12 protein-coding genes and 1 pseudogene are annotated in these 13,525 nt (G+C 65.8%); 6 read left to right on the top strand and 7 right to left on the bottom strand.

The genetic code is table 11. From position 1 onward, the window contains the following. Positions 1 to 811: 811 nt before the first annotated feature. From G6N27_RS21365 to G6N27_RS21335, 7 genes are all read right to left on the bottom strand, one after another. Positions 812 to 1,186: a hypothetical protein gene (locus G6N27_RS21365; protein ID WP_163779882.1), complete on the bottom strand. Its 375-nt coding sequence runs from the start codon at positions 1,184 to 1,186 to the stop codon at positions 812 to 814. Further along, positions 1,183 to 2,112: a metallophosphoesterase family protein gene (locus G6N27_RS21360; protein WP_163779880.1), complete on the bottom strand. Its 930-nt coding sequence runs from the start codon at positions 2,110 to 2,112 to the stop codon at positions 1,183 to 1,185. The genes G6N27_RS21365 and G6N27_RS21360 overlap by 4 nt, the downstream gene beginning before the upstream one ends. Continuing rightward, positions 2,109 to 2,567 (bottom strand): cupredoxin domain-containing protein, encoded by a 459-nt coding sequence (locus G6N27_RS21355; RefSeq protein ID WP_179963317.1) that lies wholly within the window; start codon positions 2,565 to 2,567, stop codon positions 2,109 to 2,111. Before G6N27_RS21355 ends, G6N27_RS21360 begins: the two co-directional genes overlap by 4 nt. 68 nt (positions 2,568 to 2,635) lie before the next feature. Then, the gene (locus tag G6N27_RS21350; RefSeq protein ID WP_163779878.1) at positions 2,636 to 3,337 is read right to left on the bottom strand and encodes a Rieske (2Fe-2S) protein; all 702 of its coding nucleotides are present in this window, start codon (positions 3,335 to 3,337) and stop codon (positions 2,636 to 2,638) included. Then, positions 3,334 to 3,873: an RNA polymerase sigma factor gene (locus G6N27_RS21345; protein ID WP_232064724.1), complete on the bottom strand. Its 540-nt coding sequence runs from the start codon at positions 3,871 to 3,873 to the stop codon at positions 3,334 to 3,336. Before G6N27_RS21345 ends, G6N27_RS21350 begins: the two co-directional genes overlap by 4 nt. Before the next feature lie 85 nt (positions 3,874 to 3,958). Next, positions 3,959 to 5,191: a tetratricopeptide repeat protein gene (locus tag G6N27_RS21340; RefSeq protein ID WP_163779874.1), complete on the bottom strand. Its 1,233-nt coding sequence runs from the start codon at positions 5,189 to 5,191 to the stop codon at positions 3,959 to 3,961. A 75-nt stretch (positions 5,192 to 5,266) separates the two neighbouring features. Then, the gene (locus tag G6N27_RS21335; RefSeq protein ID WP_163779872.1) at positions 5,267 to 5,566 is read right to left on the bottom strand and encodes a PE family protein; all 300 of its coding nucleotides are present in this window, start codon (positions 5,564 to 5,566) and stop codon (positions 5,267 to 5,269) included. A 661-nt stretch (positions 5,567 to 6,227) separates the two neighbouring features. Here G6N27_RS21335 and G6N27_RS21330 point away from each other — a divergent pair. The 6 genes and pseudogenes from G6N27_RS21330 to mmsB all read left to right on the top strand — a co-directional run bounded on the left by G6N27_RS21330 (position 6,228) and on the right by mmsB (position 13,241). Then, a complete protein-coding gene (locus tag G6N27_RS21330; RefSeq protein ID WP_163779870.1) occupies positions 6,228 to 7,565 on the top strand; it encodes a PPE family protein in 1,338 nt (445 codons plus the stop codon). A 12-nt stretch (positions 7,566 to 7,577) separates the two neighbouring features. Beyond that, positions 7,578 to 8,999 (top strand): PPE family protein, encoded by a 1,422-nt coding sequence (locus G6N27_RS21325; RefSeq protein ID WP_163779868.1) that lies wholly within the window; start codon positions 7,578 to 7,580, stop codon positions 8,997 to 8,999. Between the two features lie 15 nt (positions 9,000 to 9,014). Further along, positions 9,015 to 9,338, top strand: a pseudogene (locus G6N27_RS21320) (DUF732 domain-containing protein); the annotation flags it as partial. A 323-nt stretch (positions 9,339 to 9,661) separates the two neighbouring features. Further along, positions 9,662 to 11,182: a CoA-acylating methylmalonate-semialdehyde dehydrogenase gene (locus tag G6N27_RS21315; RefSeq protein ID WP_163779865.1), complete on the top strand. Its 1,521-nt coding sequence runs from the start codon at positions 9,662 to 9,664 to the stop codon at positions 11,180 to 11,182. 8 nt (positions 11,183 to 11,190) lie between these two features. After that, positions 11,191 to 12,357: an acyl-CoA dehydrogenase family protein gene (locus G6N27_RS21310; RefSeq protein ID WP_163779863.1), complete on the top strand. Its 1,167-nt coding sequence runs from the start codon at positions 11,191 to 11,193 to the stop codon at positions 12,355 to 12,357. Between the two features lie 14 nt (positions 12,358 to 12,371). Further along, complete coding sequence (mmsB, locus tag G6N27_RS21305) at positions 12,372 to 13,241, top strand: 3-hydroxyisobutyrate dehydrogenase (protein WP_163779861.1); 870 nt, start codon at positions 12,372 to 12,374, stop codon at positions 13,239 to 13,241. Positions 13,242 to 13,525: the final 284 nt, after the last annotated feature.

Raw genomic sequence — 13,525 nt, 5'->3', positions numbered from 1 at the left:
TGGTCTTGTCGGTGCATAGCCCCGCTGCGCTCGCCGGAGACGACGGTGTCAACATCCAGGCGACCAACGCCGCGGCTGTGGGCACAGCTTTCAAACGCATGATTCGATTCCTTCGGTGGTGGCGTCGCCGGTGCAGACTTCGGCATCTGCAACCGGAGTCGGTGCGACAGCCGCCATAGCCGTCAAGACTGCAATTCGCCGTCACGGCTTCACCTCCATGCCCCTGCCCGATGCCCTAGTGGTTTTCCCATCATCCTCGTCGCGGGCTTGACCGCTGCAGTTTCGCCCGAACCTGGTGCCGTCGACATGTCACAACCTCGGCGACCTTCGTGCTGCAGACCGGTCGCGCCAGCCCTAGAACTTTTGACCAGGTGTTGTCAGCGGTTTGCTAAAGAACATTTCAGCGAGCGGATGCCCGCGCGGGTGACAGCCCCGCGCAAATGGAGGAGGTCCACCTAGAAGCACCTTCGCTCACCCGATTTGCGCCTTGGTGCTCTGCGATCATGCGAGTTCGGCATGTATGCCGACGACGACTTCGCATCGAAGGGTGGGTCAACCGACAAGTGCATGCCCAACTCAGTGATCCTGCCGTCGGGCCTGCACCCCTGATCGCCAGCGCCTGGATAATCCCGGCGCCGCAGCGATTTCGGCCGTCACGCCTCCTGGGTGTCGGTGCACCACGTCTCGCGCTCCCCTACTTTGTCGCAAGAGCATCGAACTCGCCGATGACCGCCAGCCGCTCACCCGCGGCCCGGTTCTCGGACCGCCAGCCGCGGCGCTCATCCGTTCCTGCAACTCCGCGGCAGCGCGCTCACCGAACAGAATCCGCCCGCCGCTGCCCAACCAGATACGCCGCAACAAGCCCGACCGTCACCAGTTCGGCGACGACACTGATCGCCGCGTGCGGTGACGGCTGGAATCCCCGTTCGGAGAATCCGAAGATCCCGACCGTCCGCGACATGGCGAACGCGGCCAGCGCACCGCCGGCCACCGCGGCCCCGGCCCACCAAAGCCAGCCGGGTCCGCCGATCAGGATCAACAGCGCGAGCGAAAAGGACACGCTGGCCTGCAGCAGGAACGCGGTACCGATCGTCGGGATGTGTTGGTAGCCGTGCACATACAGGTATGCATGGCTGATCCCGCTGACGATCAGTGCCACGGCTATGCCGATTCTGGTCACATTCATTGCAGCGCCTGCTCTTTCAACGCAAGGACATTCTGGCCCCGGGTGTAGCCGACTTCGCGGATGCCCAGCGCGTCGTGCAATTTGCCGGCCGGCAAGGTGACCGGCTTGGGCGCAGGGCCGTCACCGGGATGCGGCAGCGGATATGCGGTGGTCGTCCCGCTGTGAAACGTCACGTTGCCCTCCGTTTTGGAAAACACTTGGTGGACATGGCCGTTCAGGCAAGTCACCGATGAGAAGCGGCGCAGATAGCTCAGCGCCTGGACGGCATCGTCGGTTCCCCAGCCCCAGTCCGGGTACATGGCGAACAGCGGGATGTGGCTGAACACGATGATCGGCGTGTCGCTGGGCAACGCCGCGACATCCTTGGCGACGAAATCCAGCTGTTCGACACCCAGATGGCCCAATTTCTTCAAGTTCAGCGTGTTCACCAACGCGATCACATGCACACCGGCGATGTCGAAGCTGTACCAGCCGTCGCCGCGGGTCCCGGCGCCGAACGCGCTTCGGTACTTCTCGCCCGCGTCGTCGACCGAGTCGTGTTCGCCGGGAACGGTGAAGACGTGCGGGGTGCGCAGTCCGGTCATCATCTGCTTGACCTGATCGAACTGACTCGGGGTGGACAGGTGGGTGAGATCGCCGGTGTGGATGACGAAATCCGGTGTGTAGCCGAGATTGTTGATCCGATCGATCGACTGGGCGAACGACGCGGCGACATTCGGATTGGCTTTGCCCATGAACCCGATGTGGCTGTCGCTGACTTGAGCGAATCTCAGGGTCGGCCGGCCTTGCACGCGTGCGGCATCCGCGGTGCCGGCGACGTGGGAGATGACTTCGCCGCCTGCGACTGCCAGTCCGACGGCCGCGCCGAACCACGCGCTGTGCCGGATCAGTTGGCGCCGGCTCATCTGGTGCGGGGCGTCCGTCATGGCGTCACGACCACGGTGGCGTGCATGTACGGGTGGATCGAGCAGACGTAGTCGAACGTGCCGGCTTTCGTGAATGTGTAGGAAAACGTTGCCTGCGAACCCATTCCGGGCGAGTGGAACGACCCGTCGTTGGCGACGACGGTGTGTGGTTCCTCGTCTTTGTTGGTCCAGGTGACCGTGCTGCCCACCGGGACAGTCAGATTCGCCGGGGCAAATGCGAAGTTGTCGATGCTGACCGCGTTGCCGGCCACCGGAGCAGCCGGCGCCGTAACCGAAGGCGTGCTGCCCGCCGGCATGTTCGGCATGTTCGGCATGGCGCTCATGCCCGGCATTCCCGGCGTCGTCGCTCCGGACCCGAAAGTCACCGACGGCGACGGAGCGGACGGGGGTGACGAACATCCGGCCACCATCAGCGCCAGAACCACAGCACGCGCGCCCCGAAATAATCCGGGCATAGTGAGACACCTCCATCTTCGGCGAAAAGTACGCGTCGCCTAGAGATAGGACGGTGGGTTACACGTCGTCAGGCGGGCTCGGTCGGCGACGCTGGGACGAACGCTTCGATCGCGCCGTCGCGCTCGCGAACCATTAAGGTGGGCAACGGTTTCGGAGCTATCGGTAGTTGGTGGGTCAGCACCTGGCCGACCGGCGAAAACGACGTCGAGTGGCACGGGCACCGCAGCCGGTCGTCGGGCGCGTCGAACCAGAGTCGGCAACCCTGGTGGGTGCACACCCCGGAGATGGCTTCGGGCTTGCCGTCGACACGGCGAACGAACCCGATGACGGCGCCGACATCGAACGGTCGCATGACGCCGGTGGGCACGTCCGCGCTGGTAGCCACCTTGACCCAGCGCCCGGTGTTGGGGGTCAGCTCCTGCGGCCCGCTGTCGCCTCCGTCGGCGACCTGACCGCCGTCGATCAGCGCGCGGTCGATCGACACCGCCGCCACCGCGGCAGCCGCGGCGGCCGACGTGCCGACGATGACATGTCTGCGAGTCGCGCTCGACCTCGGCGGCCTTGTCCCGGTACCTTCCTGTTGCTCCGCGAGCCGCCGGTGCAGATCGGTGAGGAATTCCTGCCGGGGGGCATCGGCGCCGGGCCGCGCCGCCCGCAGATCGATGGCTGTGCGGAGTTGCGCAGCTTCGAAGTCGTTGGGCCGAAACGGCTTTGGCCGCCGGCCCCGCAGCAGGTCATCGATGTACCTGCGCAACCCACGCGCGTTCATGATTCGCTCTTTTCGTTGACCTGCGCGGCCAGCCGCAGTGCCCGATGCTGGAGCACCTTTGCATTGGCGACGCTGACCCCGAGTTCGGCGGCTGATTCCTTGATCGAACAGCCTTTCAGGAATCGAAGCTCCAGGATCCGCCGGTAATTGTCCGGCAACTGCCCGAGAACACTCGCGACCCGCTGCGGGGCGGTGCTGACCGCCTGCTCGCTCTCGGGTGGTTGCTCGATGTCGTCGATCGAGGTGATCTCTCGCCCGAGCGTTTCACGCCAGTGCGCGGCCAGCACCGTCCGCGCGGTGGCCCGCAGGTAACCGCGAACCTCTCCGACGCTGGCCGTCAGCCGCAGGGGTCGCAGCGCGGCCAGGAAGACCTCGGTGGTCAGGTCTTCGGCGTCGGCCTGATTACCCACCCGCGAGTAGATGGTGCGATAGACCCAGGAGGCGTTGTCCTGATAGACCGCCTCCCAATCCGGATAACCGGCCCCGGACACCAACCGCAAGGGCCGCGGCTCCGTGGAATCGCCATGTGCGGTCACATATCGCCTGCCTGTCGAAAGCGTGGCTGTACTGAAGAATCTTGCCTGCCAATGGTCCATAGCGTCGCGGGTTACACGACAGCGGTTACCCCTTGCGGCGTCGGAACAAGAAGGTCAGGCTGCGGCGCCGGTTGGTGAACCCGGGCGCAAAGGTGAAGTCATCGGTTCGATGAAAGAGGTGCCCCTTGAAGAGAACCGCCCGGTTCTCGCGGTACGGAATGACCGTCGACTCGGCATCGTGATCCTCGAGATACTGCTTGACCCGCTCTCCACCCGAGTTGTAGTCGTCGAAAGTCCAATCGCTCGGTGCCGTCTTGTCCCACACGACAAGTCCACCCGAATCCGGGTCGAGATTCGCCGAGTCAGGAGTGATCCAGAAGTTCAGCGAGAAATCGGCGTCGTCGCCGTGAATATCAGTGCCCGGCAGTCGAGCGTCATATTCGAACGCCCACCACTGTGCAAGCTGATACTCGCTGAACGCATCGCCGAGCGCATCGAGGAACTCCTCGGCGATGGCGAACAGTGAGACGCTGGCGAATCCGTCCTGGGGGAAGGCCCCGACGTAGCCGAATTTGTAAGGGTGGCGCCAGACCGTGGACTCCAGGCAGAACTTTCGCACTTGCTCCAAAGCGTCCGGCGTCAGAAAGTCGTCAACGACCTGTGAGTCCAGTCGGCCTATCGAGAGTGCTTGCTGAATCGGCTCGTAATCGACCTCAGGATTCAGATACTGCGGCAGCCTTTCCTCCGGAACCTTGAAGAACGGCGGGTCGGCGAAAAGCCGAGTGCTCTTCTGGTTGACCGGTATCCACGGCGCTTCGCCATCCGCTCCGTCGATCGCCTCCGCGAGGCCACGGCGGATGCCCTCGAGTTGTTCGCCCGCCGCGTTGGCCGACGCTTGCTCGTCGCGGTTCGCGGACACAATGTGGTCGAGTTGCTCGATATTGCGCAGGGCGAAATGTGCCGGAATCGCATATTGTTCGGGCGGTGCAGGAGTCTGTTCTCGAAGGAGGGCGGCGACGGCCTCGTAATCCGACAAGGCGGAATCGTAATCACCTTGTGCGAGATTGACTTTCGCAAGCAGGTCTCGGGCCGGCGCCGAGGACGGTTCGCTCTTGACCGCAGCCGTGGCGTGCCGAAGTGCGTCGTCGTACTGTCCGAGCTCCAGATACGACGACGCGAGCATGAAGACCGCTTCCGGATCTTCGCCGCGCTCAACGATCTTCGCCAGGATCTCTACGGCTGACTCGAAACTGCCTGCACGCATCGAGCTTTCGGCTTCGGCAAGCTCGGCGCTCTGCGAATCCGGCAGAGAGGTCATGACGCTGACTTCCTACTCACGAAAAGCTGTCAGCCGGACACCATCACGGTGCCCGGCTGACAGAGAGGTCGAAGACTAGCCGGCCGCGGCGGCGTTGGCGGCTTCGGTCGCCGCGTACGACCCGGCGCTGGTCCCCAGCGTGTTCACGAACTGCTCGTGAATCGCTGCGGCCTGAGCGGCGACGGCCTGGTACAGCTGGGCGTGCGCGGCGAATTGCGCAGCGGTCAGCGCCGACACTTCGTCGGCTGCGGCCGGAACGACCCCGGTCGTCGGGCCCGCAGCGGCGGCGTTCTGCGCGTTGAACGACGAGCCGATGCCGCCCAAAGCGGTGGCCGCGGAGCTCAACGCTTCGGGCTGGGTGGTGACGAATGACATGTGCGTGTCCCCTCGAGTGCCATACCCCGCGGTCGCGGGGAGTGTCGGTTCGTGGCTGGTGGCTCGACTTTAAGCCTGCATCGCCACATCAAGGGTACGACGGAGTCGTCGTCCGGTCTGGTGTCTGCGTGGCGACACCGGCTCGTGCCGGCCGTCGCGACGACCGAAAACCCACTGTGGCGTGCTGCAATGCCGATTGGACCGGTGCGTCTGACCTGCCCGAATGACCTTCTGCGCGAGTAAGAATCTCCCCGTGTAGAAACGGCGGGATACCGCGTACCCGATCAGGCGTCACCGACCCGGTCCATCGTCCGCAATTTTGGATATCCAGATTTTTAATCGCCGCAACCCTCTGTTCACCTGTGGCGGCCGGCCCGCCAGGCACCGTACGCCGGGCTGTTCGACCTGTTCAGCAGCCTGATCCGCGGTCGCACTCGGCGGGTCGGGGGAACCTCGTCGAGAACGCTCACGAGGGGGCGCCGAGTCGCTTGGCGGACCACGGTTTTCCCAAGGCTGGCTAATCTTCAACGGCGGGGAAATCCAGTCAGCTACCAGGCAATTCGCACCGAACTGCCAGAGCCGGCGGAAGTCTCCGGACGCTTTTCCCAACGCTGGATCAGCGCGGGGCATTTGAGGACCACCACACAGCCGGAGCGAGGAAATGGTTTTCGATTTCGGAGCGCTACCGCCGGAGGTCAATTCCGGCAAGATTTACTCGGGGCCGGGCTCGGCGCCGTTGTTGGCAGCCGCCACGGCGTGGGATGCGCTGGCCAGCGAGCTGCAAACCACCGCGGCGTCCTACGCATCTACGATCGGCGAGCTGGGCTCGAGCTGGCAGGGCCCCTCGTCGACGGCCGCGGCGGATGCCGCAGCGCCGTTCACGGCGTGGCTGGGCAGCACCGCCGCGCAGGCTGAGCAGACGGCAGCCCAGGCTCAGGCGGCCGCCGCTGCCTACGAGGCCGCTTTCGCAGCCAGCATTCCTCCGCCGGTGATTGCCGCCAATCGCGCGACGCTGGCGCTGCTCGTCGCGACGAACTTCCTGGGCCAGAACACCCCGGCAATCGCCGCGAACGAGGCGACCTACGCGGAGTTCTGGGCGCAGGACGCGGGCGCGATGTACGGCTATGCCGGGGCCGCGACCACCGCGAGCCAGCTGACCCCGTTCACCGAGGCGCCAGCGACCACCAACGACAGCGGGCAAGCTTCCCAATCGGCTGCGACGGCCCAATCGGCCGCCTCGTCCTCCGCCGATGCGACCAGCAATCTGGAAGCGTTCCTCACCGAGCTGAATACCGAACTGACCACCTTCGGCAAGGACCTCACCACCTTCTCCAACCAGCTCTACAGCTACTTCCCCCAAACGAGTGAGACCCTGGCGCAGCTGGTGGCGAGTTTGAACTTGCCACCGTCGGTCACGCAGGGGATCAACCTGTTCAACCAGTTCCTGACCACGGGTGCCAACACACTCAGCACCTGGGCCGCCGGGCCGTGGACCCCGCTCGGATTCGGCAGCCTGCTCAAGAACTGGTGGCAGGTCAGCATCTCGATCCCGAGCTTGGGAACCGGCATCCAGGGCATCGGCCCGCTGCTCCACCCAACCCCTATCACCGGGGCGCTGTCGCCGTTGCTGCACAGCGGACTACTGAGCGGCTCCTATAGCGGGGCAGGCAACGCGGGAACGCTGGCATCGTTCGGCCGGGCCGGCAGCATCGGTGCGCTTTCGGTACCGCAGAACTGGGCGTCCGCCGTGCCGGCGGTCCGGACCGTCGCGGCCGAGATGGAAGCGGTGACAGCCGCCGACGCCGCACCCGAGATGGCCGCGTTTGGCAACCCCGGGATGTTCGGCCAGACGGCGATGGCCAGCCTGGCCGGCCGCGCCATCGGGGGCACCGCCACCCGCGCCGCTGTCGGGCAGGGCTACCGCATACCCGGCGCGGTGGCGACCGACGACATCGCCACCACCGCGACCATCATCGTCATCCCGCCGAGCGCGGAATAAGGAAGGCTGACAATGGTTTTCGATTTCGCAGCCCAGCCGCCGGAAGTGATCTCCGCCAAGCTCTATTCCGGCCCGGGCACGGGTTCTCTGCAGTCCGCCGCATCAGCCTGGGACGGGCTCGCCAGTGAGTTGCAGTCCACCGCCGCCAACTACCAGTCGATCATCTCGGGACTGGTCGCCGGTGACTGGACAGGTCCGTCGTCGGAAGCCGCCGCTGCGGCCGCGGCACCGTACGTTTCGTGGCTGTCGACCACGGCGGCGCAGGCCGAGCAGACCGCCAGCCAGGCCCGCGCCGCGGCCAGCGCCTATGAGACCGCGTTGGCGTCTGCGGTGTCGCCGGCCGAGATCGCCGCGAACCGGACGCAACTGCTTTCGCTCCTGCAGACCAACATCTTGGGGCAGAACAATGCGTCGATCGCGGCGCTGGAGGCCGAGTACGTCCAGTTCTGGGCGCAGGATGTCGCGGCGATCACCGGTTACTCCGGGTCATCGCAAGCGGCGACGACGGGCCTGGGCTCATTCAGCGAGGCGCCGCAGACCACCAACGACAACGGCCAGGCGACGCAAGCAGCCGCGGCAGCGAGCACGGGCGCACAATCGGCGGCCACGGCCGCGACCACTCCCTTCGAATCGATTCTCGAGCAGATCGAGACCGACGCCAGTAACTTCCTCACCCAGGTCAGTGCGGTCAACGCCGACTACACCAAGTTCTTCACCAACTTCCTCGGCCAGATCCCCGGTGGTTCCACGCTCGCCACCACCTGGACGAACATGTACTCGTTCATCTCGGGCGCCGGTAGCCAGGCCACCTGGACCAACGTGGTCAACAGCACGACCGGCATGGGCATCTCGCAGTGGAAGAACTTCTTCATCTATCAGCCGTGGAGCCACGGGATCGGGCTGGGATCGCTCAACGGCGGACTCTCGTCGCCGGGGCATGCGCTGGGCTTGGGGGCACGGGCGGCGAGTGCGGCTGTCGGCAGCGCACACACCATCGGCAAGTTGTCCGTGCCGCCCAGCTGGGCCGGTGCCACACCCGCGATCAGGCTTGCCGCGACGGCCTTACCCGACGGCACCTTCGCTGCGACGGCGGCTCCGGCCACCGATATCCCACTGAATCTGCTCAACCAGAGCACGCTGGGCAGCCTCGCCGGCGGCGCACTGGGCAGTCCCGCCTCCAGAGTCGTCGCCTCGACGGGCGTCCGGGCGAAGGTGGTTCCCGCAGGCGAGAGAAGCAAGGGACCGGTCAAGCTCGACCAGGTCATAGCGAAACTGCAGCAGGCACCCGACGAGGTTCAGCACTGGTCGGTCGACGAGGCCGGCCTCGACGAGCTCGTCGCCCGGCTGTCCACCAAGCCGGGCATTCACGCGGTGCACCTGACCGACGACAAGGCAGCGGCTGCAGCCGGCAAGCTCGCGACCGAAACCGGTTAGCTCGAAGGAGGATCGATGAAACCGCTATTCGCCATTCTCGGGATCTCGATGGGGGTCTTGTTCGCCGTGCCGGCGCATGCCGAACCCGGCGTCGACGAGCCGGCCGGCGACGAGAACAACGGCTCTTTCCTCGCTGACCTGCAGAAGGTGGGGATCGGCTTTTCCGACCCGGGCCAGGCCGTCAGCGCCGGCCAGGCAGTGTGCGGGGCACTCCACAACGGCATGGGCGGCCTGCACCTCATCCAGCACCTACAGGAGAGCAACCCGGCCCTCACCGAAAGCGGCGCCGCTCAATTCGCGACGATCTCGGCGAAGGCGTACTGCCCGAAGCAACTCGAGGAAGAACACGAGCCCGGCCACAAGTACCTGAAAGGCAGCGCTCCAGGTAAAGGCACCGGCGAAGGCGAGACGACCGTGCCAAAAGGCGGCGGCGGAGGCGGCGGCGGCGGCGACTGAGGCTCTCAGGCCTTGACCGCCTGCGCGAAGTAGCTGCGGGACGCGTTGGGCACATCAGCCGGAATCGGCAGGTGTGCCCAACGTCGTTTATGCCTGCCAGGCTCAACACCAACGTGTCCAGCATCGGGAGCCGCTTGCAACGTACGTCCGGAATTACTAGGATGTCCTAGTAAACCCATTGGCGCTTTTTATGTCCGAGGACACCCATGACCACACAGATTCCGCATTTCATCGACGGACGCCGCAGCAACCTCTCCTCGACCCGGACTGCTGACGTGTTCAACCCCAGCACCGGCGAGGTGCAGGCGCAGGTGCTGCTGGCGTCGGCCGCCGACGTCGACACCGCGGTCAGCTCTGCCAAGAAGGCGCAGAAGGAGTGGGCCGCGTTCAACCCGCAGCGCCGGGCCCGGGTGATGATGAAGTTCATCGAGCTCGTCAATGCCAACGTCGACGAGCTCGCCGAGCTGCTCAGCCTGGAGCACGGAAAGACCGTCCCCGACTCCAAGGGCGACATCCAGCGCGGCATCGAGGTCATCGAGTTCGCGATCGGCATCCCGCATCTGCTCAAAGGCGAGTTCACCGAGGGCGCCGGCTCGGGCATCGACGTCTACTCCATCCGCCAGCCGCTCGGCGTGGTCGCCGGCATCACCCCGTTCAACTTCCCGGCGATGATCCCGCTGTGGAAGGCCGGCCCGGCGCTGGCATGCGGAAACGCGTTCATTCTCAAGCCTTCTGAGCGGGATCCTTCGGTGCCGCTGCGGCTGGCCGAGCTCTTCCTCGAGGCGGGTCTGCCGCCGGGCGTCTTCCAGGTGGTCCAGGGCGACAAGGAGGCCGTCGACGCGATCCTGACCCACCCCGACGTCCAAGCCGTCGGGTTCGTCGGCAGCTCCGACATCGCGCACTACATCTACTCGACCGCCGCTGCGCACGGCAAGCGGTCGCAGTGCTTCGGCGGTGCCAAGAACCACATGATCGTGATGCCAGATGCCGACCTGGACCAGGCGGTCGACGCGCTGATCGGCGCCGGCTACGGCAGCGCCGGCGAGCGGTGCATGGCGATCAGCGTCGCAGTGCCGGTCGGCGAAGAGACGGCAAACCGGTTGCGCAACAGGCTCGTTGAGCGGGTCAATCAGCTCCGTGTCGGCCACAGCCTGGACCCGAAAGCCGACTACGGCCCGCTGGTCACCGAGGCCGCGCTCAAGCGGGTCCGTGACTACATCGGCCAGGGTGTCGAGGCGGGCGCCGAACTGGTGGTCGACGGCCGCGAGCGCACCACCGACGAGTTGACCTTTGACGACGCCAGCCTGGAGAAGGGCTTCTTCATCGGCCCCACGCTGTTCGACCACGTCACCACCGACATGTCGATCTACACCGACGAGATCTTCGGACCGGTGCTCTGCATCGTGCGCGCGCACGACTACGAAGAGGCACTGCGATTGCCCACCGAGCACGAATACGGCAACGGGGTGGCGATTTTCACCCGCGACGGTGACGCCGCCCGCGACTTCGTATCCCGCGTGCAGGTGGGCATGGTCGGCGTCAACGTGCCGATCCCGGTGCCGGTGGCCTACCACACGTTCGGCGGCTGGAAGCGGTCCGGCTTCGGCGATCTCAACCAGCACGGCCCCGCGTCGATCCAGTTCTACACCAAAGTCAAGACCGTCACCGAGCGCTGGCCGTCGGGAATCAAAGACGGAGCCGAATTCGTCATCCCGACAATGAATTAGCTCGAACGATGCCATTCTTTGGTCTGGACGACGACGAGCGGGTGATCACCGAGACGGCGGCCGCGTTCGCCGCCAAGAAGCTTGCTCCCTACACGCTGGAGTGGGATGCCGCACACCACTTTCCGGTCGACGAGCTGCGGGAGGCCGCCGGTCTGGGAATGGCGGCGATTTACTGCCGCGACGACGTGGGCGGTAGCGCGCTGCGACGCCTTGATGGTGTGCGGATCTTTGAGCAGCTCGCGACGGCCTGCCCCACGATCTCCGCGTTTCTGTCGATCCACAACATGTGCGCCTGGATGATAGATGCGTTCGGCACCGACGAACAGCGCAAGGGCTGGGTACCTCGACTGGCATCGATGGAGCTGATCGCCAGCTACTGCCTGACCGAGCCGGGTGCGGGCTCGGATGCCGGTGCGTTGAGCACCCGGGCCGTCAAGCAGAACGGCGACTACGTGCTGGACGGTGTCAAGCAGTTCATCTCCGGCGCGGGCACCTCGGATGTATATGTCGTGATGGCCAGAACGGGATCGAGCGGACCTCGCGGAATCTCGGCGTTCATCGTCGAAAAAGACACGCCGGGGCTGAGTTTCGGCACCCTCGAGGAGAAGATGGGCTGGCACGCCCAGCCGACGGCCCAGGTGATTCTCGACGGGGTGCGGGTGCCGGCCGATGCCATGCTCGGCGGCGCCGAGGGCGAGGGCGGCGGCTTCGGTATCGCGATGAACGGCCTCAACGGCGGCCGGATCAACATCGCGGCCTGCTCACTGGGTGGCGCACAGGCCGCGTACGACAAAGCGGCGACCTACGTCTCGCAGCGCGAGGCATTCGGTGCTCCGCTGCTCGACGAGCCGACCATCCGGTTCACCCTGGCCGACATGGCCACCGCGCTGGAGACGTCGCGGCTGATGTTGTGGCGCGCTGCGGATGCGCTGGACCGCGGCGCCGACGACAAGGTCGAACTGTGTGCGATGGCCAAACGTTACGTCACCGACGCGTGTTACGACGTCGCGGACAAAGCTCTGCAACTGCACGGCGGCTACGGCTATCTACGCGAGTACGGTCTGGAGAAGATCGTGCGCGATCTGCGGGTGCACCGCATCCTCGAGGGAACGAACGAAATCATGCGGGTGGTCGTCGGCCGGGCCGAGGCCGCCCGCGTCCGCGCCGGCGCGTAGGAAGGCCGAAACAGATGACTACCGTGGCGTTTTTGGGGCTGGGTCACATGGGCGGCCCGATGTCGGCGAATCTGGTCGCCGCCGGTCACACCGTGCACGGCTTCGATCCGGTACCCGCGGCCGTCGAGGCGGCCGTCGGCAACGGTGTCGCGGTGTTCGACAGCGGTCCCGAGGCGGTGGCCGGGGCGGAGGTCGTCATCACGATGCTGCCGCACGGCGATGCGGTCAAGCGTTGCTACGCCGAGCTGTTGCCCGTCGTCGGCGACGGCACGTTATTCATCGACAGCTCAACCATTTCCGTCGACGACGCCCGCGAGGTAAACGCGGCGGCGGCTAAGCACGGTGTGGCTCAGCTCGATGCACCGGTGTCCGGCGGGGTCAAGGGAGCGGCGGCCGGCACCCTGGCTTTCATGGTCGGCGGCGAATCAGACGCGGTGCGTCGCGCGGAACCGATCTTGGAGCCCATGGCGGGCAAGATCATTCACTGCGGCGCGGCCGGCGCGGGCCAGGCCGCCAAAGTCTGCAACAACATGGTGCTGGCTGTCCAGCAGATCGCCATCGGCGAGGCGTTCGTGCTCGCCGAAAAGCTCGGCCTGTCAGCGCAGTCCCTGTTCGACGTCATCACCGGCGCGACCGGGAACTGCTGGGCGGTGCACACCAACTGCCCGGTGCCCGGTCCGGTGCCGACGTCGCCGGCGAACAACGACTTCAAACCGGGCTTCGCCACCGCGCTGATGAACAAGGATCTCGGTCTGGCGATGGACGCGGTCAACTCGACCGGTGCGACCGCACCGCTGGGCAGCCACGCCGCCGACATCTACGCGAAGTTCGCAACGACCAACGGTGACAAGGATTTCAGCGCGATCATCGAAACGCTCCGCTAAACTGTCCGGCTCTCCCCCGCGAGCGGGAGGTACCCCCACCTCATCGCGCTACGCGCTCTGCATCGTCGCCGAGCTACGTCAAACTGCCCGGCTCCTCCTCATCGCGCTACGCGCTCTGCATCGTCGCCGAGCTACGTCAAACTGCCCGGCTCTCCCCCGCGAGCGGGAGGTACCCCCACCTCATCGCGCTACGCGCTCTGCATCGTCGCCGAGCTACGTTAAACTGCCCGGCTCTCCCCCGCGAGCGGGAGGTACCCCCACCTCATCGCGCTACGCGCTCTGCA

The organism is Mycobacterium cookii (assembly GCF_010727945.1).
Taxonomy (GTDB): domain Bacteria; phylum Actinomycetota; class Actinomycetes; order Mycobacteriales; family Mycobacteriaceae; genus Mycobacterium; species Mycobacterium cookii.
The sequence above is the reverse complement of the archived record's forward strand: the minus strand, read 5'-3'. Positions and strand labels throughout refer to the sequence as shown.

Bases quoted from the DNA above. Each gene is read 5' to 3' on its own strand.
- G6N27_RS21365 (WP_163779882.1), bottom strand. From the start codon at position 1,186: ATGAATGTGACCAGAATCGGCATAGCCGTGGCACTGATCGTCAGCGGG.
- G6N27_RS21360 (WP_163779880.1), bottom strand. From the start codon at position 2,112: ATGACGGACGCCCCGCACCAGATGAGCCGGCGCCAACTGATCCGGCAC.
- G6N27_RS21355 (WP_179963317.1), bottom strand. From the start codon at position 2,567: ATGCCCGGATTATTTCGGGGCGCGCGTGCTGTGGTTCTGGCGCTGATG.
- G6N27_RS21350 (WP_163779878.1), bottom strand. From the start codon at position 3,337: ATGAACGCGCGTGGGTTGCGCAGGTACATCGATGACCTGCTGCGGGGC.
- G6N27_RS21340 (WP_163779874.1), bottom strand. From the start codon at position 5,191: ATGACCTCTCTGCCGGATTCGCAGAGCGCCGAGCTTGCCGAAGCCGAA.
- G6N27_RS21335 (WP_163779872.1), bottom strand. From the start codon at position 5,566: ATGTCATTCGTCACCACCCAGCCCGAAGCGTTGAGCTCCGCGGCCACC.
- G6N27_RS21330 (WP_163779870.1), top strand. From the start codon at position 6,228: ATGGTTTTCGATTTCGGAGCGCTACCGCCGGAGGTCAATTCCGGCAAG.
- G6N27_RS21325 (WP_163779868.1), top strand. From the start codon at position 7,578: ATGGTTTTCGATTTCGCAGCCCAGCCGCCGGAAGTGATCTCCGCCAAG.
- G6N27_RS21315 (WP_163779865.1), top strand. From the start codon at position 9,662: ATGACCACACAGATTCCGCATTTCATCGACGGACGCCGCAGCAACCTC.
- G6N27_RS21310 (WP_163779863.1), top strand. From the start codon at position 11,191: ATGCCATTCTTTGGTCTGGACGACGACGAGCGGGTGATCACCGAGACG.
- mmsB (WP_163779861.1), top strand. From the start codon at position 12,372: ATGACTACCGTGGCGTTTTTGGGGCTGGGTCACATGGGCGGCCCGATG.